Origin of the sequence: Psychrobacter sp. FDAARGOS_221 (assembly GCF_002313155.2) — a bacterium.
GTDB lineage: Bacteria > Pseudomonadota > Gammaproteobacteria > Pseudomonadales > Moraxellaceae > Psychrobacter.
Genome location: NZ_NWFK02000001.1, coordinates 1,906,992 through 1,930,544 on the forward strand (window position 1 = coordinate 1,906,992; position 23,553 = coordinate 1,930,544).

Here is a 23,553-nt window from a genome sequence, read left to right on the forward strand (position 1 = left end):
TAGCCTAGAGTTCAAAATGGCTCTAGGCTATTTATATTTAACCTATACAGGCTAAAGTGTAGCAAGCGTTAAGCTTGGTGGTTTAGGCCTTATTTTGCTGCATTTGTCTTTCACGCACTTTAAGGTATTTTTTGACCTTGTCGCGGGCACGAGTCTGTTTTAAACGTGACAAGTAGTCGACGAATAGCACCCCGTTTAAATGATCCATTTCGTGTTGGATACATACCGCAAGCAATCCTTCTGCCTCTTCGACAAAAGGTTTACCCTCGCCATCTAATGCTTCAATTTTAACTCGAGTTGGGCGCTCGACAGAGTCATACACGTCAGGCACTGATAAGCAGCCTTCTTCATACGGCTTTTTGTCTTCGACCAAAGGCGTTACCTTAGGGTTGATAAACACTCTTGGATTGTCGTTATTTTCAGACAGGTCCATCACGATTAACTGAATATGACGGTCAACCTGAGTCGCTGCCAGTCCAATACCTTTGGCGTCGTACATGGTTTCAATCATGTCTTCGATCAGCTGCTTAATCTCAGCATCTACGGTTTTTACAGGCTCGGCGATAGTGCGCAAGCGAGGGTCTGGATAACTTAAAATGGGTAAAATGGCCATAACAGATCACATTATTGGTTAATTTAGAATTTGAAAAATTTGTAATGATAGTTAAATGAGGGGTGTTTGCCAAAATATCAAGGTATTAGGCTCAAACCATACCGAATTTACAGCAATCAATTACTAGATAGCTATCTGTATAACTATCAATAAATTCAGTTTAACGGTTAGCAAACAATTAGGCGCAGAATAGCACAAAAAAAGCGGACGTGAATCAATCAGTCCGCTAGGGGCGTATTAAACCCATTTGTTGTATTTGAGAGTGATGTCTCTGCTAAGGTCAATCTACCTCATAACCTTATTTATATTGAGTACCGTTTAAGCAGAGGTTTTGCTGGTCAGTAGTTCGTAAACGAACAGTAAGATAACCGCACCAATCACTGAGAAGGCTAAGCGCATAAAGCCGCCATCAGCACTAATACCGATAACACCGGCTAAGAATCCGCCAACAAGCGCACCTGCGATACCAAGGATGATGGTCATAATCCATCCCATAGCATCATTACCAGGCTTAATGGCACGCGCTAATAGGCCCGCGATAAAACCAATAATAATTGTCCAAATCATTTGAATATATCCTTTTGATTTAATATTTAATTAAAAGCTAAGTTGTTTACTTATTCTATTTATGTCGTATATTTATTCATTCATATGTTAGTGTCATACACTGTCATAGAAGAAGGGCATGAGATGAGACATATGGCATATAAATTGCTACTTAAGAATTGTAGTCAATAAGCCCACCTAGTGATAAGCATGATTTGTTAAGTGTGTACAAGCTCTGTTAGTGTTGCTTATATCTTTATGTTGTGCAGGGCATTGAGTTAACTGTTTGTAACTATTGTATTAAATTTTGTTTTTAGCGCTGGTTAAATCAATTCAAACTTGATACAGCCTTTTGTTGTCCCTATGTTTGATGCTGGTTTGTGAGTTTGGCTTTCTGATGTAGGCATAAAGAGGTTTAATGTATGTATCAAGGGAGCTAATTAGGCATAAAAAAACAGGCCCTCTATACGATATAGAGAGCCTGCTAATAACATCAATGTTAACTTACAGCGGTACGGCTAAATGTTAGCCATTAATCGCCGCCAGTAGGCGTTGATGAATACCTTCAAATCCGCCGTTAGACATGATAATCACGGCATCATCTTTTGATGATTGACCTAACTGGGACACGATATAATCGATAATCTTCTGGGTGTCGTTCATTACATACTGAGTATTGTCGATGCCTTTGGCTTGCTCAATAACCTCAGTCAGGCCCCATTCTAGACCCGCAGGTTCATACCAAATGACTTCATCGGCCAGCTGTGCAGATGCGGCCAAATTATCTTTATGCACACCAAGTTTCATGGTGTTGCTACGTGGTTCAATGATAGCCCAGATTTTGTGATCTTTAAGCTTTTTCTTAGCGCCATCTAGGGTAGTGGTAATCGCAGTAGGGTGATGTGCAAAGTCATCGAAAATCTGCACTTGCGAGGTATTGCCGTTTTGGCTGTACTCGATATCTGCGATTTGTTCCATCCGGCGTTTGATGCCAGAGAAGTTAGATAATGCTTCACAGGCTTTGGCAACATCGATGCCGATATTGTATGCAGCAGCCACAGCGACCATCGCGTTTTCGACATTGTGACGGCCACTCATGCCCCAGTCAACTTCTGCGCTGGTGCTCTGACTGTCATCATCAGCATTAAAGTGGATACGGAATTGGCTGCCATCTTCTGATATCAGCTCTGCACGCCACTGGCTATCTGTGCTTGGAGAGTCTGAGATTTGAGTACGCCAAATCGGTGTCCAGCAGCCTTTATCAATGGTCGCCTCTAAACTTGGCGTATTGGCTGGCATGATGATTTGACCTTGGCTAGGAATCATGCGAATCATGTGATGGAACTGAGTTTGAATGGCATCTAAATCTTTGAAAATGTCAGCATGATCAAACTCTAGGTTGTTTAAAATAGCGGTACGCGGACGGTAGTGAACAAACTTAGAGCGTTTGTCAAAAAAGGCAGAGTCATACTCATCTGCTTCAATCACAAAGTAGCCACGTTCACCTTGTGCATTGGTATCAGAACCTAAGTAGCTACTGTGAGCAAAGGCCTTGGCCAAGTGCGCATCCTCAGTATCAACCAAAGGCACACCGCCAATTAAGAAGCCGGTATCGATACCACAATATTGTAGTATCCACGCCAACATAGTAGTGGTTGTGGTCTTACCATGAGTACCTGCAACTGCCAATACATGGCGGTGCTGTAGCACATGCTCAGATAAAAACTGCGGACCAGAGGTGTAGGGGATACCGGCATCGAGCATATACTCTACGGCCTCAATACCACGGGTCATGGCGTTACCAACGATGACCAAGTCAGGCGCAGGCTGTAGGTGGCTGGCATGGTAGCCCTCTTGAATTTCAACACCTGCACGTTGCAGCTGCGTTGACATCGGTGGATAAATACCGGTATCAGATCCTGTTACCGTATGACCTAGGTCACGAGCCAATAATGCCAATGAGCCCATAAAGGTGCCACAAATACCTAAAATATGAACGTGCATGAAACCTCTGATTTTATGTCAATATAATGAGAAATATAGATAATAAGAAAAATAACTAATCCGAGTAATCTAACTAATTTAAATAACGGATCGTCGGCTGTTAACCTAAGCGCTAGTTATGTCAAACGTCAGACGTCAAATGTATTAAGTTATTAAGCGCGCTGTTTAACAATACGCCAGAATAGGACCAGATTAATCAAAATTAATGCGCTAAAAAAGATCAGTCCTTGTTCTGGAATGGTCAATCCTAAAAACTTCCAACTGATTTCTGCACATTCTCCAGAACCTGCCAATACTTGATCGATGACCTGCTTCATCGGTAATGCTTCAAGCCAATAATCTAAGCCAGGACCACAAGCAGGCACTTGATCGGGTGGCAGATTTTGAATCCAAACATGGCGAGCTGCTACGCCCACTGACCACACAATACCAGCCATCGAGCCGATCCATAATATCAGTCTTGCAACTAACTTTTTCGGATTAAATACGGCAGAGATAAAGGCAAATGCGCCCATTACCATCAAGCCAACACGCTGGAAAATACATAAAGGGCAAGGCTCTAGGCCTTTATACATTTGCAAATAAAAAACAGCAAATGCCATTCCGACAACAGAAAAAAACACCAAAAGTAAATTTAAGGTGCGATAGGTCAGGATACGCTGCATGGGTTGCTCCTTGGCAACTTAGTAGAGTTATAGATTAAGAGGTTTAACAAACACAACAAATTGTTAATGTGTCTTTTTATAATCTATCTGTCTTGCTGTTTTTCTATATTTTTGTTGTTTTTCGTTAGTTAAATTATTGTTGCGCCAGTAACGGATAAGTTTATCAATACTACACGACGCTCTAGCAGGCGGTCATTGTGTCAATCTAATCAGCCAAGTTAGACAGCCAGTTTCAGCTAGATAGCTTATCTGATCTAAGCTAAGTTTAAATTAGCGATACTGCTGAATATAATCGTAGAAGCTTTGGGTATCGCTTTGCTCTAAGTCATGTTGTTGTATCCACGACTTTTCTGCAAGCACTTCATATTGCGCTTGTTTTTTCGGGCTTAGCGTATTACGCATAATGGTTTCACGATGTTGTAATGCCAACGCATGACCTAACTTCCAAGTGCTGCCGAGACGTTGGGTATCGGCCAATACTTGTGCGGATAAGGTGGCGTCAGGATAGACAGATTTACCCAGCATTAAGGTAACCGCCACTCGGTAATTGTTACCGCCATACTCTTCATCTAATAGGGTTGCGATAGGTAGCATGGCCTCTAAGTGACCTTGCATCCACTGCTTAAGCGGTACTTCGCCCTCAGGGGTTTTGACCGTTAAATCTGGTTCACGACCATTATTCACCACACGCTCTAGGTTCTCTGCCAATAGCGCATCTTCTTCTGGGAATAAGTCTGGTGAATCAGTCAGCAGACAGTACAGCGCCAATACTTCTAAGAAGCAAGCGGTAGATAGGCGAATACCGATGTCGCTATAAGGGTCTAAGTCAACCGCTCTAAACTCAACATAAGCAATGCCGCGTGCTTCTAGGGCATGGCTTGGCGTCTCTTCTGACTCTGCAATTTGCTTAGGACGAATGGGGCTATAGTATTCGTTTTCAATCTGCAGAATGTGATCGTTAATTTGAACCGGATTGCCGTCTTCATCATCAACACCAAGCTGACTAAAGCCTGAGAACGGGGTATTAATCGCGCTGCGCAAGCCTTCAACGTATTCAGGTAAGTTGTTATAACGGATGTCGAGCTGATCTTGAACACTATTGGTGTAGCCAAGTTTGCCCATGCGTAAGCTGGTTGCTTTTGGCTTGTAATAGGTAGTGTTATTCATTAGATCAAGGTCATGCTGACGACCGGTCAAGAAGCAAGGACACACAGATGGACTGGCGCCAGTTAAATATAGCACTAGGCTACTCATGCGCTTAAAGTTACGGATCAGGCCCAGATATTTGTCATTCTTAAACTCAGTTAGCGACGCTTGTTGCTCAGATTGCGGTAAGCTGTCACGCCAGGCATTAAATAGGTCATCACCAAACGATAGGTTGTAATGCAGTCCGGCAATGGTCTGCATGCGGCGGCCATAGCGGATACCTAAGCCACTGCGATATAAGGTTTTTAAGCGACCAACATTAGAGCTGCCGTAGTCTGCTAACGGGATATCGTTGTCATCGGCAGACAGCAGGCAAGGCATAGACAGTGGCCACATCAGCTCACCGTCTTCTAGTGATTGATACACTAGAACGTGTAGCTCACGCAGCATATTAAGCGTCTCAGCGACCGTCGGCTTTGGTGAGGTAATCAGCTCAAGCAGACTTTCTGAGTAATCGGTGGTGATGTAAGGATGCGTCAGCTTCGAACCCAAAGACTTTGGATGCGGCTGTTGTGATAAGAAGCCATCAGACTGTACTCTTAACCCTTCTTTTTCGATGCCACGCAACATCCCAGCCAACTGCCTGCTGGTTAACCAAGAGGGTATTAACGGTTGCTGGTTTTGGGCGGTTACGTTGGTCATACTATCGTCTCAAAATCAATTAGGAGTCCAGAATCAATAGGGCTCATCAAACGAATACTTGGTTAAGCATACGCTTGATATACAAGTAATTTTTATTATGTCTGATGGCTTTATTATTGGATTATTTAGTTATTAAATTAGTGTAGCGTAAAGCAATTAAAAAATCATGTGCATTTACAAATAACCGCTGTGTCACAAGCGGTTTAAACTTAATGCACTCAGTCTGTTATACTCAATCGCTTAATTGCTACCATTTTTTATTATAGCTACTTTGTATGGTTATCATTTTTAATACAGTAGCTGTTAAGTATTGTCGCTTTTAAATACTGTCACTTTCATACAAAGCTAAATGCAACTGAATATAGCCGCTTAGTTTCAATCGTTTACACACTCAATGCTTTAAATTGAGAACGATGAACCACAGCCACATTGGGTAACCGCATGTGGGTTGTCGACAATAAAGCGAGCGCCTTCAAGGCCTTCAACATAATCAACTGTTGAGCCTTCAAGGTATTGATAGCTTAATGAATCAACCAATAAGGTCACATCATCATTTTCAAATACCGCATCATCTTCGCCAACTTCTTCTGCAAAGTTAAACCCATATGAGAAGCCATAACAACCGCCGCCGGTGACATAGACTCGTAGCTTAAGATTGTTATCCTGCTCTTCTTCACGTAGTTTACGTACTTTATTAGCCGCACTGTCGGTTAGTTTAATCGTTGTTGTCATAATATCCTCGTCAGGTAGATAATTTCACGATCCGTAAAATTATTTCGCGTAAAGCAGGTAACCCAGTATGCTCAATCTGCTTTTTTAAACGCAAGCACTTTTTGTATTGATAACATATTTTAACCAGCGCCTCATCATTGTTATTGATAACACCTTACTGTCGTAGATATTAAATGGATATAGATCTATATCTAGAACAATAGCTTAGGCTCAAAGTGTCATCTCTATCATACTGATACAGTGACATCAGCGCATAGTGACCATCAACCCAAGAACGGCGTGTCTCAATGCGGGTGTTGCCAGTGCTATCAGTTAGGTAAAACAGGATGTATCAAATGATAGGGTGATGGTTGTTTGCTGGGTACTAATTTTACGATTGTTTAAATTATTCGTCATTCATTATAGCATAATGAGGCATAATGCTTGATTTTCAATATACTATTACAGCGCATTTGTAACACAGGGTCTCACCTGCTAACACTATATATAAGTACGGTATAAAAGCCATAACCAAATAAGACATAACCAAAAGTGATTATTATCCATGATTGAATTTAACAAAGTGAGTGTTCGCCGTGATGGCAGAGTACTATTTTCAGAGGCCACGTTCCAAATACACCCAGGTCAAAAAGTAGGGTTAACAGGCAACAACGGTACCGGAAAATCTACCTTGTTTGGGGTGCTATTGACCCAAATGGGAGAGCACAGTAGCGATGAGCTGACGGTTGATGCCGGCACTGTCAGTATCCCAAGTGGTTGGGAAGTGGCGCACATGGCACAGGAAGTAGAGGGCAGCAGTCAGCCTGCCATTGATTATGTGCTCAGCGGTGATAAAGAGTGGTATAAACTCAATCAACAAATGATGGCGCCAGACAGTCTCAGTGACAACCAGATAGCGCAGCTGTATCAGCGCTTTGACGACATTGATGGCTATCGCACGCCAACCAGAGCCGCTCAAGTCATGGCCGGTCTAGGCTTCAAAACCAATCAACATGAGCTGCCGGTTAATGACTTCTCAGGTGGGTGGCGCATGCGTCTGAACCTGGCCAAAACCTTGATGAGCCGTGCTGACTTATTGCTACTTGATGAGCCGACTAACCACTTGGACTTAGATGCCATCTTATGGCTAGAAGAATGGATCGCTAAGTTTGATGGTACGGTGTTATTAATCTCGCATGACCAAACCTTTTTGGATGCGACGGTTGGTTTTATTTTACACATTGAAAATCAGCGATTGACCTTATATACCGGGAACTATTCACAGTTTGTACGCACCCGCAGTGAGCGCTTAGCACAACAGCAACAAGCATTTGCTAAGCAGCAAGAAACTCGAGCGCATTTAGAAGACTTTGTGCGCCGCTTTAGAGCCAAAGCGTCTAAAGCCAAGCAGGCTCAAAGCCGTATCAAACAGCTTGAGCGTATGGCAGATCTGTCGCCTGTGATGGCAGATAACCCGTTCACCTTTAGATTTTATGAGCCAAGCCACATGAGCTCGCCACTGATTACCCTAAAATCAGCCGATATCGGTTATGGCGATGCGCCTATTTTGACCAATGCCAGCGTGCAGATTACGCCAGATACGCGTATTGGCTTACTGGGTATGAATGGCGCTGGTAAATCGACTTTGATTAAAGCCTTGGTCGGTGAGCTTGAGCCGTTAAGTGGCAGTTATAAAGTGTCGGATACGCTGCATATTGGTTATTTTAACCAGCATCAGATGGACAGCTTAGATGCTGAAGCGACGCCGATGATTATGATGCGCCGTATCGCTGGCAAGACCTCCGATGCCGAGTTGCGTTCATTTTTGGGCAGCTTTGACTTTAGAGGCGACCGCATTGATACGCCGAGCAAGCTGTTCTCAGGTGGTGAGCGTGCACGCTTAACATTAGCGCTTATTGTATGGCAAAAGCCGAACGTACTGGTGCTTGATGAGCCAACCAACCATTTAGATTTACAGATGCGTCAAGCATTAACCATGGCGCTGCAAGGCTTTGCTGGGGCAGTGGTACTGGTATCGCATGACCGTGAACTGATTGCCAACGTCTGTGATGAGTTGTATCTGGTGCATGATGGCAAGCTGCAAGAGTTTGATGGCGATGTGTCAGACTATGGCAAATGGCTGTCTGAGCAGCGTAAGTCGGATGCTAAAGAAGCCGCCAAAGAGACACGAGATGCCAAAAACTTGTTAGCTACGGCAGCCAAGCAGGCAGAAGCCGCCAAAAAAGCAGCAGAAGCCAAAGCCAAGGCAGAAGAGCCGCAATTAACCAAAGAAGAACGCCGTAAATTGGCAGCCGAGCAGCGTAAGCTGACTGCACCGATTCGCAAACGTATTGAGCAGGCAGAAAATAAGCTCGATAAAGTGGCAACAGGCTTAAATGATCTGGAAGAGAAGTTGGCGGATACCTCGCTTTATGATGATGACCGCAAAGATGAGTTATTAAAACTACTCGACGAGCAGGCCGTATTACAACAGCAGCAAGCAGAACTTGAGGAAACGTTATTAATGGCGATGACTGAGCTGGAAGAAGCTGAGGCTGATTTGCCTGCGATTGATTAATATATTGGTAATGACTATTAAATAATGTTTTATAAGTAAATTTATAAGTGGTGTTTTATAGCCAGTTATTAAGTTCGAGTTTGAATAAGATAGTTTGATTAATGTTATTAGAACCTAAAAGGCAGATACTTGTCTTTTAGGTTTTTTTATTACTTAAAATATATGATTTGGTTTATCTGACTGTTAAATTAATATTAATCCGCTCGGCCATTTTCTTGAATTATAAAATAGCTTGGTTTTAGTAATTTTTCCTTGCTAAATCGTAACTATATTGTAAAATTAAAAACAGACTTAGTGTTGTCTAAATGAATGGAGTATTTATTTTAAATAACGCTTAGTCTGGTCGTTTAAAAATTTTAATATATTTTGTTATTAACTAAAGCATACAGTATTAAGGAAATTTTATGCTAAAGAAGGTTGCTACTGTAGCAATGCTTGCATTCTTGACAACAGGTTGTGCAACGCAAACATATCTTGTTTCTCCAGAAGCAAATACTACTATTACAGCACAGACTTCTGCAGATGATGAGTCTATGCAGACATTCTTTGTAAATGGCCTTGGTCAGGAACAAACAATTGATGCTGCTGAAAAGTGTGGTGGTAAAGATCAAGTAGCTGGGGTGCAGACTAAATTGACTCCTTTGAATTGGGCGTTAGGTTTTATCTCTTCAGGAATTTATACCCCACGTCAAATTCGCGTTTTCTGTAAATAAGGAGCAATTTAAAATGAGAAAATTATTAACATCAGCGATGTTAGGCTCAGTATTGTTAGCATCAGGCTGTGCTACTCAAACCGCGACTTTACAACCTACCCAAGCAGCAACACCTTCGATGACAACATCGCATAGTTTCTATATTGGCGGTATTGGTCAAGAAAAAACAGTTGATGCGGCGCAGGTTTGTGGCGGTGCATCAAATGTCACTAAAGTTCAAACTATGCAGACAGGTAAAGAGGTTTTATTGAGCGTAGTAACACTTGGTATTTATACTCCACGCACAGCGCAGGTGTACTGCAAGTAGTCACTTTGTAGATAGTCAGTCTACAAATAATAAAAAAGGGTAAGCAAATTGCTTACCCTTTTTTTTGATTTTACTATTATTCCTAACAACTAATTGGATAATCACCCCAAAAAATATTAACTCAGCAAAGTGCCTTAATTAAAGTGCTCTAATAGACCTGAACAGAGTAGCTTCTCTTATCAATATACAACTTGTCACTTGAAACTACTATATTTTATAACCATTTAATACTCATAATAAAAGTACAGTTACCTTAAGGATAATAATAATGGCAGAAAAAAGTTTTTATGATGTATTAGGCATCAGTAAAGATGCCACGGAAGCAGATATTAAAAAAGCTTACCGCAAACTGGTACGCAAATATCATCCTGATGTCAGTGATGACCCTAAAGCGGATGAGAAAATTGCAGAAATTAATAATGCTTACGAGACCTTAAGAGACCAAGACAAGCGCGCAGAATATGATGCGATGCAGTCCAATCCGTTTGCTAGACAAGGCGGCTTTGGTGGTGCAGGCGCTGGCGGGTTTGCTGGTGGCGGTCAAGGCGGCTTTAGATGGGAAGACATCAAAGATCAGTTCGGAGAAGGCGCACCGTTTGGTAGTGGCAGCTTCCGCTTCGATGATATTTTCTCAGCGTTTGGCGGTGGCGGTCAGTCGACATCGCGTCAACCAGGCTTTGATGGTTATGACCATTTTGGTAGCGCCTTTAAAGACGCAGGTCCAGCGCCAGGACAAGACCAACATGCTGAAATTAATGTCAGCCTAGACTCTGTCTATCAGGGTGATGACTACAGCATTAAGCTAAATGTACCGACTCGTCAAGCAAATGGCAGCGTCGCTCATGAGCAAAAAACATTAAAAATTAAAATCCCGAAAGGCATCACCGAAGGCAAGCAAATTCGCCTAAGTGGTCAGGGTGCTGCCAGTATGGGTGGCGGCAAAAATGGTGACTTATTCTTAAAAGTGGTGATTGATCATCCAGACAATATTCGCCTAGAAGATACGGATGTCTATCAAACGGTAAATATCACACCTTGGGAAGCGGCTTTGGGTGAAAAAATCAATGTCACCACACCAGCAGGAACGCTTGGGGTGACCATCCCAAAAGACAGTAAGTCTGGCAGTCACTTACGGATTAAAGGCAAAGGCATTCCTGCTAAGCAGGCGGGCGACTTGTATTTGACATTAAATATTGTCAATCCAGAAGTAACCACTGAGGCACAGCAACAGGCATTTGCCGCGTTAAAAGCGAGCTTTGCTGATACTAAGATTAGCCGCTAATCGATAAAAAATGGCCGTTTATAAGTGCTAATAGCGTTAAAAGTTATAAGAGTTATAAGGGTTATAAGCGATCTATAACAAGTCGATTGCCATAAAAAGCCAATAAAAGCATAAGAATAAAGGAAGGTTATCATGCAGCATTCTAATGAATTTAACGACATTATTATGACTTTAGATGAGCTCATCACGGCATGCGGTGCAGAGCCGAGTTGGGTGATGGCATTAATAGAAGAAAATGTCATTGAATATGATGTGCCAGAAACACGTCAGTTTACCGGTTATCAATTAGCTACTGTGCGTCGTGCGTCACGCTTAAGTCGTGATTTTGATGCCAGTGTGCCTGCCATCGGGCTGATTTTAGAGTTATTAGAAGAAGTTGAGCAGCTGCGCCAATTCAAGCGTCAGTGGGAATCTCAAGACAGTAATAAACAAGTGATTGAGATTAATATTGATTTGGATTAGTGCGCTAACATGAGTTTCAACTTTTTAACTTGAATGAACAGTTTAGCTTAAATGGTTTGGTTTGAATGGCCTAACACAAGTTAGCCAGTGAAACGGCAACCAAATGTCAGGCAAACGCCGAGCAAATAAAAAGCCTCATCTAATGGTAGATGAGGCTTTTTATTTGGGTCGAATCTCAACAGGTCAGTCAGGGTTTGTGTTACTGACTAAGCTAAAACATTAGACTGCAGATTTGCTGGTATTCAACATATCGCGGATTGATTTTGGATCGGCTGTTGCGGTGAACAACACATCGGTTGATGAGTTTAGCGCAGTTTCAGCAGAGTCTTGAACCACACCAATAATAAAGCCAATCGCAACCACTTGCATCGCGATATCGTTTGGGATGTTGAACAAGCTACATGCTAGAGGAATCAATAGTAGTGACCCACCGGCCACCCCTGATGCACCACAAGCACTCACGGTAGCGATGACGCTCAGTAATAATGCTGAACCAAAGTCAACGTTAACGCCAAGTGTGTGTGCTGCCGCTAAAGTTAGGACGTTAATGGTAATCGCAGCACCGGCCATGTTAATGGTCGCACCCAGTGGCAAGGTGACCGAGTAAGTGTCTTCGTGCAGACCCAATTTGGCAGCAAGGTTCATGTTTACTGGGATGTTAGCTGCAGATGAACGGGTAAAGAAAGCGGTAATACCTGATTCACGTAGACATTTGAACACCAATGGATATGGGTTCTCTCTCTTTCTAACCGCCACAATAACAGGATTCACAACCAGCGCAATGAATAGCATACAGCCAACCAATACGGTTAGTAGATGTGCATAACCTTTTAATGCTTCAAAGCCAGTCTCAGCAACGGTATTAGCAACCAAGCCGAAGATACCAATCGGTGCAAAAGCAATCACAAAGCGCACTACGCTTGAGATGGCTTCAGCCATATCTGACACCATAGTACGGGTTGATTCAGATGCTTGGCGTAACGCAAAACCGATGATAATAGCCCACGCTAAGATACCCATATAGTTGGCATTGGCAATGGCGCTGACTGGGTTATCCACTAAGTTCATCAATAACGTGGTAAGGACTTCTTTTAGGCCAGAAGGTGGCGCACGGTCCGCAACGGCTTCGATGGTGTTCAAACCAATCAGCTCGGTTGGGAATAAGAAGCTGGCGGTTACTGCGGTTAAAGCTGCCAAAAATGTACCAAATACGTACATGACGATGACAGGTTTGACATGAACTTTACCGCCGCTTTGATGCTGGCTGATGGCAGCCATCACTAAGGCGAATACCAAAACTGGGGCCACTGCTTTTAAAGCGCCGACGAATAAAGATCCTAACAGTCCAAGCATAATGCCGACAGAAGGTATTAGCCATCCTATTAAGACGCCAAGCACCAGCCCAACAATAATCAGCGGTACTAAGCCGATGCGATTGTACATGTCAATAATGGCTCTCATAATCACTCCATGTGTTAAGTCGTAAATACTGCATATAGTCAGCCCGTTGACGCTTGCTTGTGTCGACTAGAACGTAAGTTTGACTTCAAATGAGTATGTACAAAGAATTAAAAAAGAAAAAACATGAGACGATTATACAAAACTTGAACTCATCTGCAACATATTACTATATATAGCAATAGAGTATTGCCAGTGGTTAACGAGACTAGCACAGACCAGTAGTGGCCTTAAGCCGGTATTAACTTATTTTTAATTAGGCAAAAACGATCACTGATAAGCGCTTAGAAAGCGTATAAAAGAGCAGATATTAAGAAGTAGAACGCAGTAGAAAAGAATTGGTAGAGGCAGGCAAGATGAAAAACCAAGGATAATGGGTAAAGGGTAGAGTGGCAAAGCAATAACGAGAGAAGGGGATAGAGGAGTAATAATTATTACTGATTAATATTATGGTGAACCAACTCAAGACCAAGGTCTCGATAAATACGATACTTTTGTCGACCTTGTTCTTTACTGGTCTCATCGGGTGAGATAATCTCTAGTACACGTTCTGGACGCACACTGTTTTGATTTGAATCATTTGCGGTGAGCGGTAAGGCTGCTGCAGCCAAATTAAGTACGACGCCATCAAAGCCTTCAGGCATAGATGATACCAAAATTACTGGTGCTGAGAGCATCGCAGTGGTCGGTGCCTCATCTAAGATAAGCTCATGTGGAATAAAGCTGGTCGCATCAAAGGTCCACAGCTGCGCATCGAGCTGTTGCAGGCGCTGCGGTTGATCATCGATAACGATTAGACTGTAATCGCTTTTTTTGACCACAGTTTGGATAAGCTTACATACAAACAAAAGCACCGCTTCAGCAGAGGGGTCCGTCGTTGATAAACTAACCTCTGAGGCGGTGGTATTTGTCGCGTTAACAGGTGCGGCGTTACTCGATAAGTAACGCGCACCCAACACATAAAAGCTAACTTGCATCTTCAATCGACTACAGTCGCATTACTGATTGATGCTGTTTTTTAGGTATTGCATGAATAAAGGAACAGGACGGCCAGTGGCGCCTTTTTCTTTACCTGATGTCCAAGCTGTTCCGGCAATATCTAAGTGAGCCCAAGCCTGACCTTCTTCGATAAAGCGTGATAAGAAGCAAGCAGCAGTGATTGATCCGGCAGGACGGCCACCGATGTTTTGCATATCAGCGATAGATGAGTCTAGCTGGCTTTGATACTCGTCATCTAATGGCATGTGCCAGATTAAGTCACCAGATTGGCTGCTGGCATTTTCAAGTTCAAACAGCACGTCTTCATTGTTACTAAATACTGCTGAGCGGATATGACCTAAGGCGATGACACAAGCACCGGTTAAGGTCGCTACATCAATAATCGCACGTGGGTTATAACGCTGTACGTAGCATAGGGTATCTGCCAATACTAAGCGACCTTCGGCGTCAGTGTTTAAGATCTCAACACTCTTACCATTCATAGCAGTCACGATATCGCCTGGGCGAGTCGCTTCACCTGATGGCATATTTTCTGCACAGGCTAGAGCACCGACGACATTGATTGGTAGACGTGCTTCACATAAGGCTTTGATTGTACCTAATACAGACGCTGAACCGCCCATATCAAACTTCATCTCATCCATAGCTGCGGCTGGTTTTAGTGAAATACCGCCGGTATCGAAAGTAACGCCTTTACCGACTAGTACGATTGGTGCTTCTGCATCGCTACCAGCTGCTAGGGTGTTAGCCGCTTTTGATTTGGCTGCTTTTTTAGGTAGCTTATCAGCCACGACTTTTAGGTTGCTGGCTAAGGTATCTGCTAGGCCTGAGCTGGCAGCTTGTTTTGTTTGAGTGTTGGCTTGAGTGTGGGCTTGACTAGCGCCTTGATACTCAAGGATAACCAGTTTACCTTCACGCGCAGAGCCACGTGACACCGCTAAGAAGCAGTTCATGCCAAGTGATTCCATTTCGCTTTCACCAACCACAGTCACTTTTAATAAGTCTGGGTAGGCTTTTTCTAATGCTTTGGCTTGATCGGCCATATATTCAGGGAAGCAGACGTTACCTGGCTCATTGGCAACAGTACGTGCCAGTGATTGACCTTGGTTGACTGCGCTGACGTAATCAACGATGGCTGGATCTACTGAGCTAACCAAAGTTACTTGAGATAGGGTAGCTTCTGTGGTTTCTGATTTGTATTTGTCAAAGCGGTAGCTGGCGTTTAATAGGCTAAGCGCAAATTGTTGCACACTATTTTCAGATAGTGCATCGCCAATCACCACAATGAGATCGCTGACACGCTTGTGTGCATTTTTATAAACAGCAGTCGCTACTTTTTGTAGGTTGCTGGCCGATAGTTTGTCAGGGTTACCTACACCAACCAATAACAGTTGTAGCGGTGCTTTTTTAGCATCTGCTGCTAATGCATAATCTGCTACAGTTTGGCCCACTTTACCTTCAAAGTCAGACGCTTCGATAAGCGCGTCAATACGCTGTTGATAAGCGTCTAGCTCTTTTGATTGGCCCAATACGTTTGAGTTTTCATCAACCAAAACCGTTAGGCACTGAGTTGAGGCATCAAGGCTTTGGCTTTTTTTAAGACGTTTTTTAGTAGTTAACTTAGGTAATTTGTTATTGATAGACAAAGATAAGCTCATAATTATTCCTATATTTATTATGTTTAACAAGTGAGGTTAAAAAAACCAGGTCTAAAGAATGATATTCAACAATAGATGTGTTTGTGGCTGCTGTTTTACGTTTAACAGACTGTTTAACAGGCCTTGATTTAAGTCTTAGCAAGGTTCGAATGGTTTGGCAGCCACTGTCTTTTATAGGGTGTTTTTATCTTATTAGAAAGGTCTATAGTCTAACATATTGGCAAAAAGTGTGGACAGGCTAAGCCGCAATAGACCCTTATCATCTCCTTATTGGCTTCATGCCAGCCCCGAAACATGACAACACCAAAACATGCTAGGATAAGACCGTTATCTTACACTGAATATGACTATCATCGCGACAGTGCTTACGATTATAATACGTGCTGACTGTCAGTCTTGTCTGTCTGATAGATAAACTGTAATAGATTGCTGTATAGTCTTTGTTAAAAAGCACCCAATGATTGCCTTTTATCTTTATCTTAACTTCATCTAATCAACTTATAATTTGAGTTTGCCTGTGATTCTACGCCGATACATGACCCGACAAGTTGCTTCAACTACCGCATTGGTATTGGGGTTTTTGGTGATATTACTTTTGGGCGGACGCATGATCCGCTATTTTGGCCTTGCTGCTGAAGGACGCCTTGATGTGGGCTTGTTGTTTACCATTATTGGTTACAACCTGCCTTACTTCTTAGAGCTGGTACTGCCTTTATCATTTTTCATTGGCCTAATGCTGGTATTTGGTCGCTTATATGTCGACCATGAAATGGCGGTATTAAACAGCAGTGGTATCTCTAGAGGTCGATTGGCTCGCTTAATGACGCCGCTGATTGTGCTGCTATTTATTGTCGAAGCAGGTCTGTCACTCTATGGTAAGCCTTGGGGTGTCAAAAGTGCGGACGAAATTTGGCAGCAGCAATCGATAAGCAGCGCTTTTGACTTAATTCGCCCTCAGTCCTTTATTAGTAGTGATGACTACCATCTATATGTCGGCAGCATGAATGAAGACAGAACTGAGCTGCAAGATGTCATCTTAATTCAGACTGCCAAAGACAAACAAGCGGTCGATGGCGCGTCTATGCCAGACGACTTACAACCGCCAGAGACACAAGCTGCGGCCGAAGCACCTGCTGCTAATACAGATGGCAATGTTGATAACAACACGGATGCAGTCGATTCAGACTCAGAGCAACTTTCATTAAAAGAAGATAAAGCAGTCACCGCCTTGACTGATCCAGTTGTAACCGCACAAACCGGTAGCTCAGAAAATCGTTCTGGCAGCCGTGATGTGATTGTGCTTGCGAAGCGCGCGGTGCAAGTGGGTGACCGAATCAATAGTGACAGCACACAGTTGGATCTGTATCAAGGTCGTCGTTATGAGGTCGGTGCAGACAGCTTGGTTTACAATCAGATTAGTTTTGAGCGATATCGTATTACTATTAATCAGCCGCCAAATGATGTAATTACCGAGGACAATGTGGCGACTTTACCGTTACCTATCTTATGGGAAGCAGCAACTGGTCAAGCGATGCCATTATCAGATATCGAGCAGGGCACACCAGCATTTGATGAAATGGTGTCACAAAATAAGCAGCAGGTATTGGCGGCAAAAGCTGAGCTTGGTTATCGTCTGTCACTGCCTTGGTTAATCATTATTGCACCGATGCTTGCTGTGCCGTTGGCGCAGGTGCGTCCAAGACAAGGCCGCTGGTTACGCTTATTGCCAGCGATCATGATATATACCAGCTGTGCGCTAGTGATTATTTCATTAAAGAATGCGGTGACCAAAGGCAACATTTCCGTAGCCAGTTATCCCTTAGTGATTATTGGCTTTATGATACTGGCGCTCTATCTAAACTGGGCCAGCCGTATCCATCACAGAGTAAGATTTAGATTGGGACAAGGTGCGACTCAAACGACGACATCACATGATAATACAACGAACAAAGGAGGTCGGTCATGAAGCACAGTAACTCCGGCCGTACCACTACCTTTAGACAGGTTGATGCTGGCAAAATATTGTCACGCTATGTCAAAAAAAATGCGCTGTTCGCGATGCTGTTTTCAGTATTGGGGCTTTGGGCATTACAGGTGGTCTTCTCTTATTTAGCTGAGCTAGAAGATATCACCGACAGCTATACTTATTTGGACGCGTTGACCTATATTGCCTACCGCTCACCTTACTTCTTAGAGCAGTTCACCCCTACAGGTGCGTTATTGGGCGCAGTGATAGGTTTGGGCTTATTGGCCAATAACTCTGAGCTGATTATCATGCGTGCGGCAGGGCTGAGTATTTACCGCATTGTTGGCTGGGTATTGCAGCCGGCGATTTTGTTTGTGGTCATGGCATTAGCGATTAACCAGTATGTACTGCCAGATACCAACTTAAAAGCCAATCAGATTCGTAAGCCAGATACCTCTATGTTGGCTTCGGTCAATGGCTACTGGACCTTACAAGATGCATCAGAAGCCGCGGTCAGCGATGACTCAGGCGTTGTCTCTGATCACAATATTATCTTTATCGACTATGCAGATGCCAACGGTAATATTGGTGAAGTGAAGCGCTGGCATTTGGATGCAGATAACAATTTAACCGCGGTATCAAAAGCATCAGGCGGTATTTATTCAGCCAATGATGCTGAGGCTAGTGGTAACACTGACGCAGGCGCTAAACCTAGCTTAAGTGCTGATGAAGATCAGGCCAATTATCAATGGCAGCTACAAGATGTCACCACTTTGAAGCTTGCTGAAAGAGCAGTCAGTGTCGATGACGATCAGGCAGCGAATCAAACAGATGCTTCAGTGGATCTATTACAAAGCAATGAGCCTTTGGTCGCCACTAACACAGAGTCAAGCGATGTGATTAGTTTGCCAATTTCACCGAGCTCAGTTTACTTGCTGACGCGCCGCGCTGAGGATTTATCGTTAACTCAGCTGTATGAACACAAGCGCTTTAATGCGTCACAAGGCACGCGCTCTTTAGAGCACGAAGTTGCCTTCTGGCAAAAGCTGTTGTCACCATTTGCGATTTTATCGTTGGTGATTGTGGCCTGTTCGTTCGTCTTTGGCTCACTGCGCACCCACAGCTTAGGTCTGCGTATTGTGGTTGCATTAATCTTTGGTCTGTTGTTTAGCTACATCCAAGATTTGACCGGCTATGTGGCGCTAGCAACCGGCGCATCACCGTTGTTAATGGTACTGCTGCCTATCATCGGTAGTGCGGCTTTAGGGCTGTATTTAATCAAGCGGCAAGGTTAAAAAACAGCTGGCATAATGCAAAACTCCAGTATCAATACCAAAAAGCCCCGACTCAATGAGTCGGGGCTTTTTATTATATTTGCTAGAGCAAACTATGTTATCGACTGTTGTAGCGAGGTTTAGTCTTTAATCGCCATGGTGACAGTGTAGGTTTTGCCCTGTTTTACTTTATCGGCATTACCAAACACTTCGGTACAAGCGCGCTTCATAAACTGGCGTAGGCCATTGATGGTGACCACATAAAAGCGGCCGCCAGAGCGCAGCTTGCTGTAGGCGTCGAGCAAGTACAGATAGTGCTGCTCTTTACCGACTTTGGCCGGCAAGTTGGTCATAACCAGGCTGAAGTCTTTGTTTGGGTCAACATGATTAAAGCCGTTTGATAAATGCACATCGACGTTTTTAAGACCATTTTTCTCGCAGTTACGGCGGGCATATTCCACCGCCATAAAGTCTTTATCAATCAAAGTGTGCTGACCTTGCGGACATTCACGTGCAGCCGCCATGCCCAGCACCCCATAACCACAGCCCAAATCGATTGAATCATCATCAGGTTGGAAGTCGATATAGTCGAGTAGCATCAGGCTACCAGCGTCTAGTTTTTCTGGTGAAAAGATGCCCCACGTGGTGGTGAAGTGCATCGGCTTACCCAGTACGTCTTGGGTAAAGGTGATGTCTTCACGCCAGTGTTTGGCTTTTTCTAATAAATCTGCAGGAGGGGTGTGGGTCATGAGGTTGCCTTAAAGGTTACAGTGTTGGTTCTATATGAGCGTCAAATCAAGAATGATAAATAAAGAACGTCAAATAAGATTAGCGATATTGTGACATCACCCAATCAACTAGGCTTTGAAAATCATCAAACGCCATGGTTGGATTTAAGTCGCGAATGTCTTGACCGTAATTATAACCGTAAGACAGCCCCAGTGTGTCAATATTGGCATTTTGACCGGCAAAAATATCGTTTTTAGAGTCGCCAATCATTACCGCATGCTCTGGCGCAATATCTAAGCTGCGACACACGTGGCGCAAAGGCTCAGGATCTGGTTTTTTGACTGGTAAGCTATCACCGCCCAGTACTTCGGTAAATAAATCACTCCAGCCAAAAGACTCTAAAATCTTAGGCACAAAGCGGATTGGCTTATTGGTGACCAATGCGAGAGTAAAGCCGGCTTGTTTTAATTGTTTTAAGCCTTGATCGACATTTGGATAAGCAACGGTGTTATTGCCACTGACTTTGGCGTAGGCGTCGAAGAAAACCTGTTCGGCATGGTCAGCATCTTCTTTGCTTAACTGGCCGTCAGCGACCTCTACAGAGCCAACCAGCGCACGTTCTACTAACATACGTGAGCCATTACCAACCCAGTTACGTATGGTGTCGATGGGGTAGGTCGGCTTGCCCAGGGTGCTTAGCATGTCGTTGGTGGCTTGGGCTAAATCAGGCACGCTATCGATTAAAGTGCCATCGAAATCAAAAATAAGCAGTTCTTTTTTTACAGCAGTCATAGTTATCTCAGGTTATAAGTAATAAAAATAAGAAATAGGTTAAACGGATGTGTGTTTATAGGGTTTAGAAGATCATTTATTCAACGTCTTTGTATTTTTCGCGGTGTTCTTTTTTCATTTTTAAATAGGTGTCGTTTTCACGGCATAAGTCCCATTTTTGTTTAAAAATACGAGCTGACTCTGCTTTGACAGGGTCTTCCTCATCACGAGGCAACTCCTCTCGGCCATGAGCGCCGCTTTGACCCTTTTTATCATCTGGTACAGGGCCTTTGTATTTTTTGCCGCCTTTGTGATTGGCATAACGGCGTGCACGGGTATAGCCCATTTGTAAAAACTTACGTGCCATGTCAGCGCCAACAAAATCATTATTGTCCAAATAATCTAAGAACATTTGATAGATTTTGTCGCTACTCTCAGTGGCAACATCAGGTGTGGCAAAGCGCCAATACGGTAGGATTTCCGATTTGTAAGGCTCAACCAATAGTACACCTTGCTCACCGCGACCGACACGGTAGAGTTCTGGATGCTCGCGCAGATTCAGTTTTTTGTAATCTAGGTCGTAATCAAATTCACGCATAGGTAAAGGTGTTATTTGAATGTCTAATATCAGTATAATGGTTAGTGACGCGCAGTAAATATGGACTCTGTTACATTATGGTTTATCAAGATATTAAATAAAAGGTGCTCACGTAATGGATACATTGGTTTTTTATTCAAAAATAGACTGGTGGATAGGTGGGTTACTGGTGTTGATGGCTATTATGTTTCTGCTATTTCCCTTATGGGAATGGAAATATAATACAGAGCGCTCTATTCACAGTAAGATTTTGATTGGTATTTTGATTTGGCCATGGGCGTTGTTGCCACTGTGGTTACTATTGAGTATTGAGTATAGAGTGACAGAAAGGCAGTTAGTGGTGGAGTCGGGGTTAGGTGAAACTGAAATTAATATAGAAGATATTACTGATATTACACCCACTCACAATACACTCTCAGCACCAGCATTGTCTCTGGATCGATTAGAAGTGGTCTATGCGGATAAAAGCATTATTATATCGCCTAAGCACAAACAGGCTTTTTTAGAAGCGATAGAACAACGAAAACAACAATTAGATAAATAAGAAGCCTATATCAAAGTAACTTATATTAAAAGTAGCCTATACCCAAGTGATTAGCCATAAAAAAACCCTCAAACTAAATTAGTCTGAGGGTATTTTATGCTGTTAAGCAGAATTCGGTATAAAGATGGTGGCTCGAGGCAGAATCGAACTGCCGACACAAGGATTTTCAATCCTTTGCTCTACCAACTGAGCTATCGAGCCGTCTTTATGAGGTCGCTATTAAACTAAATATTCGCAGGTCTGTCAACCCTTTTTTGAAAAATAATGCAAAAAAAGTGCAAAAAAGTGAAAATAATCGCCAAAACAGCGAAAAAACGACTAAAAGCCAAGTTTTATTAAAAAAATACAGCGTATTCACAATGTTAGGGTTAGGGCATGAAATATCACGATAAATATCAAAAATGAGCTTCAATCGCTAAAACAAGTTACGATTTGACCCGTAATAATTCATACTCCGTCATAATTTGATGAATATTATCATCGACCGGCACAAATTGACGAACCCCTTTGCGAACTTCTTGATCATATACCAATTTAATAAATTTGGCATCAATACCACGATTGACGTTTTCTGGATGTATGGCCAAATATTGTAAGCGTTTTGCATCGGTCTGACCATCATCAAAGCAGCCGACTGCCGCAATTGGCTTATCATTAAACATGCCCACATACATCAGATTGCCACGTTTAAAAGCAGCTTCAAACAAAGCCATCACCGCTTCGGCATCAGCTAAGTCACCTTTGTTGGCATCAGGGCTGTCGTACAACTTGGCAATACGATCGCGCAGCTCATCTTCATGAGTGGTTTCGCGCATTAAGGGCGCATCAAAACGATTAATAGCAACGGCTTCTAGAGGCATGATTGTTTTAACCTTAATCAATAGTTTATTTGGGCGTGCTTATTTTACAAATGCGAGTAGCTATAAGTGCAAGTACCAACAAATGCTAATAGCGATAAAAGGTAGTAAAAACAAGAACAACACTTATATTTTAACAAACATTGATTCATTACAGGTCATAAAAGTGGCTTGACTATGGTTTAAGTGCAGGGGGTTTGCTATTATCAAGAGCGTGTTCCTTTATTTTTTACCTTTTTTTAATCCGCTACTGACCATTATTGGTTTTTTTATCGACTAAGTGAGCCAATTTGTTATGACTACCTCTATTGATGCAAATCCAGCCAATCGTCCACAACGTATCGCCAGTGTTGAGCGCAATACCGCAGAAACTCAAGTTAGCGTCACCGTTAACCTTGATGGTACCGGTCAAGGTACTATCGATACCGGTGTGCCTTTTTTAGACCATATGCTTGATCAAATCAAACGTCATGGTTTGTTTGATTTAGACGTCAAATGTAATGGTGACACCTATATTGATGATCATCACAGCGTAGAAGATACTGGTATTACCATTGGCCAAGCCTTTGCTAAAGCGTTAGGCGACAAAAAAGGCATTCGTCGTTATGGCCACTTTTATGCGCCACTTGATGAGTCACTAACCCGTGCGGTAGTTGATATCTCAGGCCGCCCTGGATTACATATGGACATTCCATTTACTCGCTCGCATGTGGGCAGCTTCGATGTGGATTTGTTTAGTGAATTCTTCTTTGGGTTTGTCAATCATGCGTGGATGACAGTACACCTAGATAACCTAAAAGGTAAAAACAGTCATCACCAAATTGAGAGTACCTTTAAAGCCTTTGCACGTGCTTTACGTATGGCCTGTGAATACGATGAAAGAGCATTAAACACCTTGCCATCAACCAAAGAAGCGCTGTAATATGCATCATAAAATCAAAGCGGTAGTCGCTGTGTCCGTAGTTACCGC

General features: G+C 43.0%; 22 protein-coding genes and 1 tRNA gene. 9 read left to right on the forward strand and 14 right to left on the reverse strand.

Features of this window, described 5'->3' with window-relative positions:
- Window positions 1-82 precede the first annotated feature (82 nt).
- The 6 genes from def to erpA all read right to left on the reverse strand — a co-directional run bounded on the left by def (window position 83) and on the right by erpA (window position 6,408).
- Window positions 83-613 carry a peptide deformylase gene (gene def / locus A6J60_RS07990; RefSeq protein ID WP_019672078.1) on the reverse strand — a complete coding sequence of 177 codons (531 nt, stop codon included), beginning with the start codon at window positions 611-613 and terminating at the stop codon, window positions 83-85.
- Between the two features lie 318 nt (window positions 614-931).
- Window positions 932-1,180: a GlsB/YeaQ/YmgE family stress response membrane protein gene (locus A6J60_RS07995; protein WP_193778041.1), complete on the reverse strand. Its 249-nt coding sequence runs from the start codon at window positions 1,178-1,180 to the stop codon at window positions 932-934.
- A gap of 504 nt (window positions 1,181-1,684) precedes the next feature.
- Complete coding sequence (gene mpl, locus A6J60_RS08000; protein ID WP_096065517.1) at window positions 1,685-3,163, reverse strand: UDP-N-acetylmuramate:L-alanyl-gamma-D-glutamyl-meso-diaminopimelate ligase; 1,479 nt, start codon at window positions 3,161-3,163, stop codon at window positions 1,685-1,687.
- Window positions 3,164-3,315: 152 nt separating this feature from the next.
- Complete coding sequence (locus tag A6J60_RS08005) at window positions 3,316-3,828, reverse strand: disulfide bond formation protein B (protein ID WP_096065518.1); 513 nt, start codon at window positions 3,826-3,828, stop codon at window positions 3,316-3,318.
- 270 nt (window positions 3,829-4,098) lie between these two features.
- Window positions 4,099-5,676: a glutamate--cysteine ligase gene (gene gshA, locus A6J60_RS08010; RefSeq protein ID WP_096065519.1), complete on the reverse strand. Its 1,578-nt coding sequence runs from the start codon at window positions 5,674-5,676 to the stop codon at window positions 4,099-4,101.
- A gap of 399 nt (window positions 5,677-6,075) precedes the next feature.
- A complete protein-coding gene (gene erpA, locus A6J60_RS08015; protein WP_096065520.1) occupies window positions 6,076-6,408 on the reverse strand; it encodes an iron-sulfur cluster insertion protein ErpA in 333 nt (110 codons plus the stop codon).
- A gap of 544 nt (window positions 6,409-6,952) precedes the next feature.
- Between erpA and A6J60_RS08020 the strand changes: the two genes are divergently transcribed.
- The 5 genes from A6J60_RS08020 (at window position 6,953) to A6J60_RS08040 (ending at window position 11,729) form a co-directional block, all read left to right on the forward strand.
- Window positions 6,953-8,965, forward strand: coding sequence for an ABC-F family ATP-binding cassette domain-containing protein (locus A6J60_RS08020; protein WP_096065521.1), 2,013 nt, complete (start codon window positions 6,953-6,955; stop codon window positions 8,963-8,965).
- Between the two features lie 404 nt (window positions 8,966-9,369).
- Window positions 9,370-9,678, forward strand: coding sequence for a Bor/Iss family lipoprotein (locus A6J60_RS08025; protein WP_096065522.1), 309 nt, complete (start codon window positions 9,370-9,372; stop codon window positions 9,676-9,678).
- A 13-nt stretch (window positions 9,679-9,691) separates the two neighbouring features.
- Entirely contained in the window at window positions 9,692-9,985 is a 294-nt protein-coding gene (locus A6J60_RS08030) for a Bor family protein (protein WP_096065523.1), read from the forward strand.
- A gap of 268 nt (window positions 9,986-10,253) precedes the next feature.
- Window positions 10,254-11,267, forward strand: coding sequence for a DnaJ C-terminal domain-containing protein (locus A6J60_RS08035; protein ID WP_096065524.1), 1,014 nt, complete (start codon window positions 10,254-10,256; stop codon window positions 11,265-11,267).
- Between the two features lie 132 nt (window positions 11,268-11,399).
- Window positions 11,400-11,729, forward strand: a complete 330-nt coding sequence (locus A6J60_RS08040; RefSeq protein ID WP_096065525.1) for a chaperone modulator CbpM — start codon at window positions 11,400-11,402, stop codon at window positions 11,727-11,729.
- Between the two features lie 219 nt (window positions 11,730-11,948).
- On the opposite strand, the gene sstT is transcribed toward A6J60_RS08040, so the two are convergent.
- The 3 genes from sstT to A6J60_RS08055 form a co-directional block, all read right to left on the reverse strand.
- Window positions 11,949-13,190, reverse strand: coding sequence for a serine/threonine transporter SstT (sstT, locus tag A6J60_RS08045; protein WP_096065526.1), 1,242 nt, complete (start codon window positions 13,188-13,190; stop codon window positions 11,949-11,951).
- Window positions 13,191-13,621: 431 nt separating this feature from the next.
- Window positions 13,622-14,164: a DNA polymerase III subunit chi gene (locus A6J60_RS08050; RefSeq protein WP_096065527.1), complete on the reverse strand. Its 543-nt coding sequence runs from the start codon at window positions 14,162-14,164 to the stop codon at window positions 13,622-13,624.
- Window positions 14,165-14,185: 21 nt separating this feature from the next.
- Complete coding sequence (locus tag A6J60_RS08055) at window positions 14,186-15,844, reverse strand: leucyl aminopeptidase (RefSeq protein WP_096065528.1); 1,659 nt, start codon at window positions 15,842-15,844, stop codon at window positions 14,186-14,188.
- Between the two features lie 535 nt (window positions 15,845-16,379).
- Between A6J60_RS08055 and A6J60_RS08060 the strand changes: the two genes are divergently transcribed.
- Together A6J60_RS08060 and A6J60_RS08065 are read left to right on the forward strand one after the other, a co-directional pair.
- Window positions 16,380-17,810 (forward strand): LPS export ABC transporter permease LptF, encoded by a 1,431-nt coding sequence (locus tag A6J60_RS08060; RefSeq protein WP_096065529.1) that lies wholly within the window; start codon window positions 16,380-16,382, stop codon window positions 17,808-17,810.
- Entirely contained in the window at window positions 17,807-19,105 is a 1,299-nt protein-coding gene (locus A6J60_RS08065; RefSeq protein WP_096065530.1) for an LptF/LptG family permease, read from the forward strand. The genes A6J60_RS08060 and A6J60_RS08065 overlap by 4 nt, the downstream gene beginning before the upstream one ends.
- A 119-nt stretch (window positions 19,106-19,224) precedes the next feature.
- On the opposite strand, the gene A6J60_RS08070 is transcribed toward A6J60_RS08065, so the two are convergent.
- The 3 genes from A6J60_RS08070 to A6J60_RS08080 all read right to left on the reverse strand — a co-directional run bounded on the left by A6J60_RS08070 (window position 19,225) and on the right by A6J60_RS08080 (window position 21,182).
- Window positions 19,225-19,833 carry a class I SAM-dependent methyltransferase gene (locus A6J60_RS08070; protein ID WP_096065531.1) on the reverse strand — a complete coding sequence of 203 codons (609 nt, stop codon included), beginning with the start codon at window positions 19,831-19,833 and terminating at the stop codon, window positions 19,225-19,227.
- Window positions 19,834-19,912: 79 nt separating this feature from the next.
- Window positions 19,913-20,605, reverse strand: a complete 693-nt coding sequence (locus A6J60_RS08075) for a phosphoglycolate phosphatase (RefSeq protein WP_096065532.1) — start codon at window positions 20,603-20,605, stop codon at window positions 19,913-19,915.
- 76 nt (window positions 20,606-20,681) lie between these two features.
- Entirely contained in the window at window positions 20,682-21,182 is a 501-nt protein-coding gene (locus tag A6J60_RS08080; RefSeq protein ID WP_096065533.1) for a DUF4385 domain-containing protein, read from the reverse strand.
- Between the two features lie 115 nt (window positions 21,183-21,297).
- On the opposite strand from A6J60_RS08080, the gene A6J60_RS08085 reads away from it, so the two are divergent.
- Complete coding sequence (locus A6J60_RS08085; RefSeq protein ID WP_096065534.1) at window positions 21,298-21,726, forward strand: PH domain-containing protein; 429 nt, start codon at window positions 21,298-21,300, stop codon at window positions 21,724-21,726.
- Between the two features lie 125 nt (window positions 21,727-21,851).
- Here A6J60_RS08085 and A6J60_RS08090 read toward each other — a convergent pair.
- Together A6J60_RS08090 and A6J60_RS08095 are read right to left on the reverse strand one after the other, a co-directional pair.
- Window positions 21,852-21,927 (reverse strand) — tRNA-Phe (locus A6J60_RS08090).
- A gap of 224 nt (window positions 21,928-22,151) precedes the next feature.
- Complete coding sequence (locus tag A6J60_RS08095) at window positions 22,152-22,586, reverse strand: hypothetical protein (RefSeq protein ID WP_096065535.1); 435 nt, start codon at window positions 22,584-22,586, stop codon at window positions 22,152-22,154.
- Between the two features lie 292 nt (window positions 22,587-22,878).
- Here A6J60_RS08095 and hisB point away from each other — a divergent pair, with 292 nt between their 5' ends.
- On the forward strand, window positions 22,879-23,505 hold the full coding sequence (hisB, locus tag A6J60_RS08100; protein ID WP_096065536.1) for an imidazoleglycerol-phosphate dehydratase HisB: 627 nt from the start codon (window positions 22,879-22,881) through the stop codon (window positions 23,503-23,505).
- The last annotated feature ends 48 nt before the right edge of the window (window positions 23,506-23,553 follow it).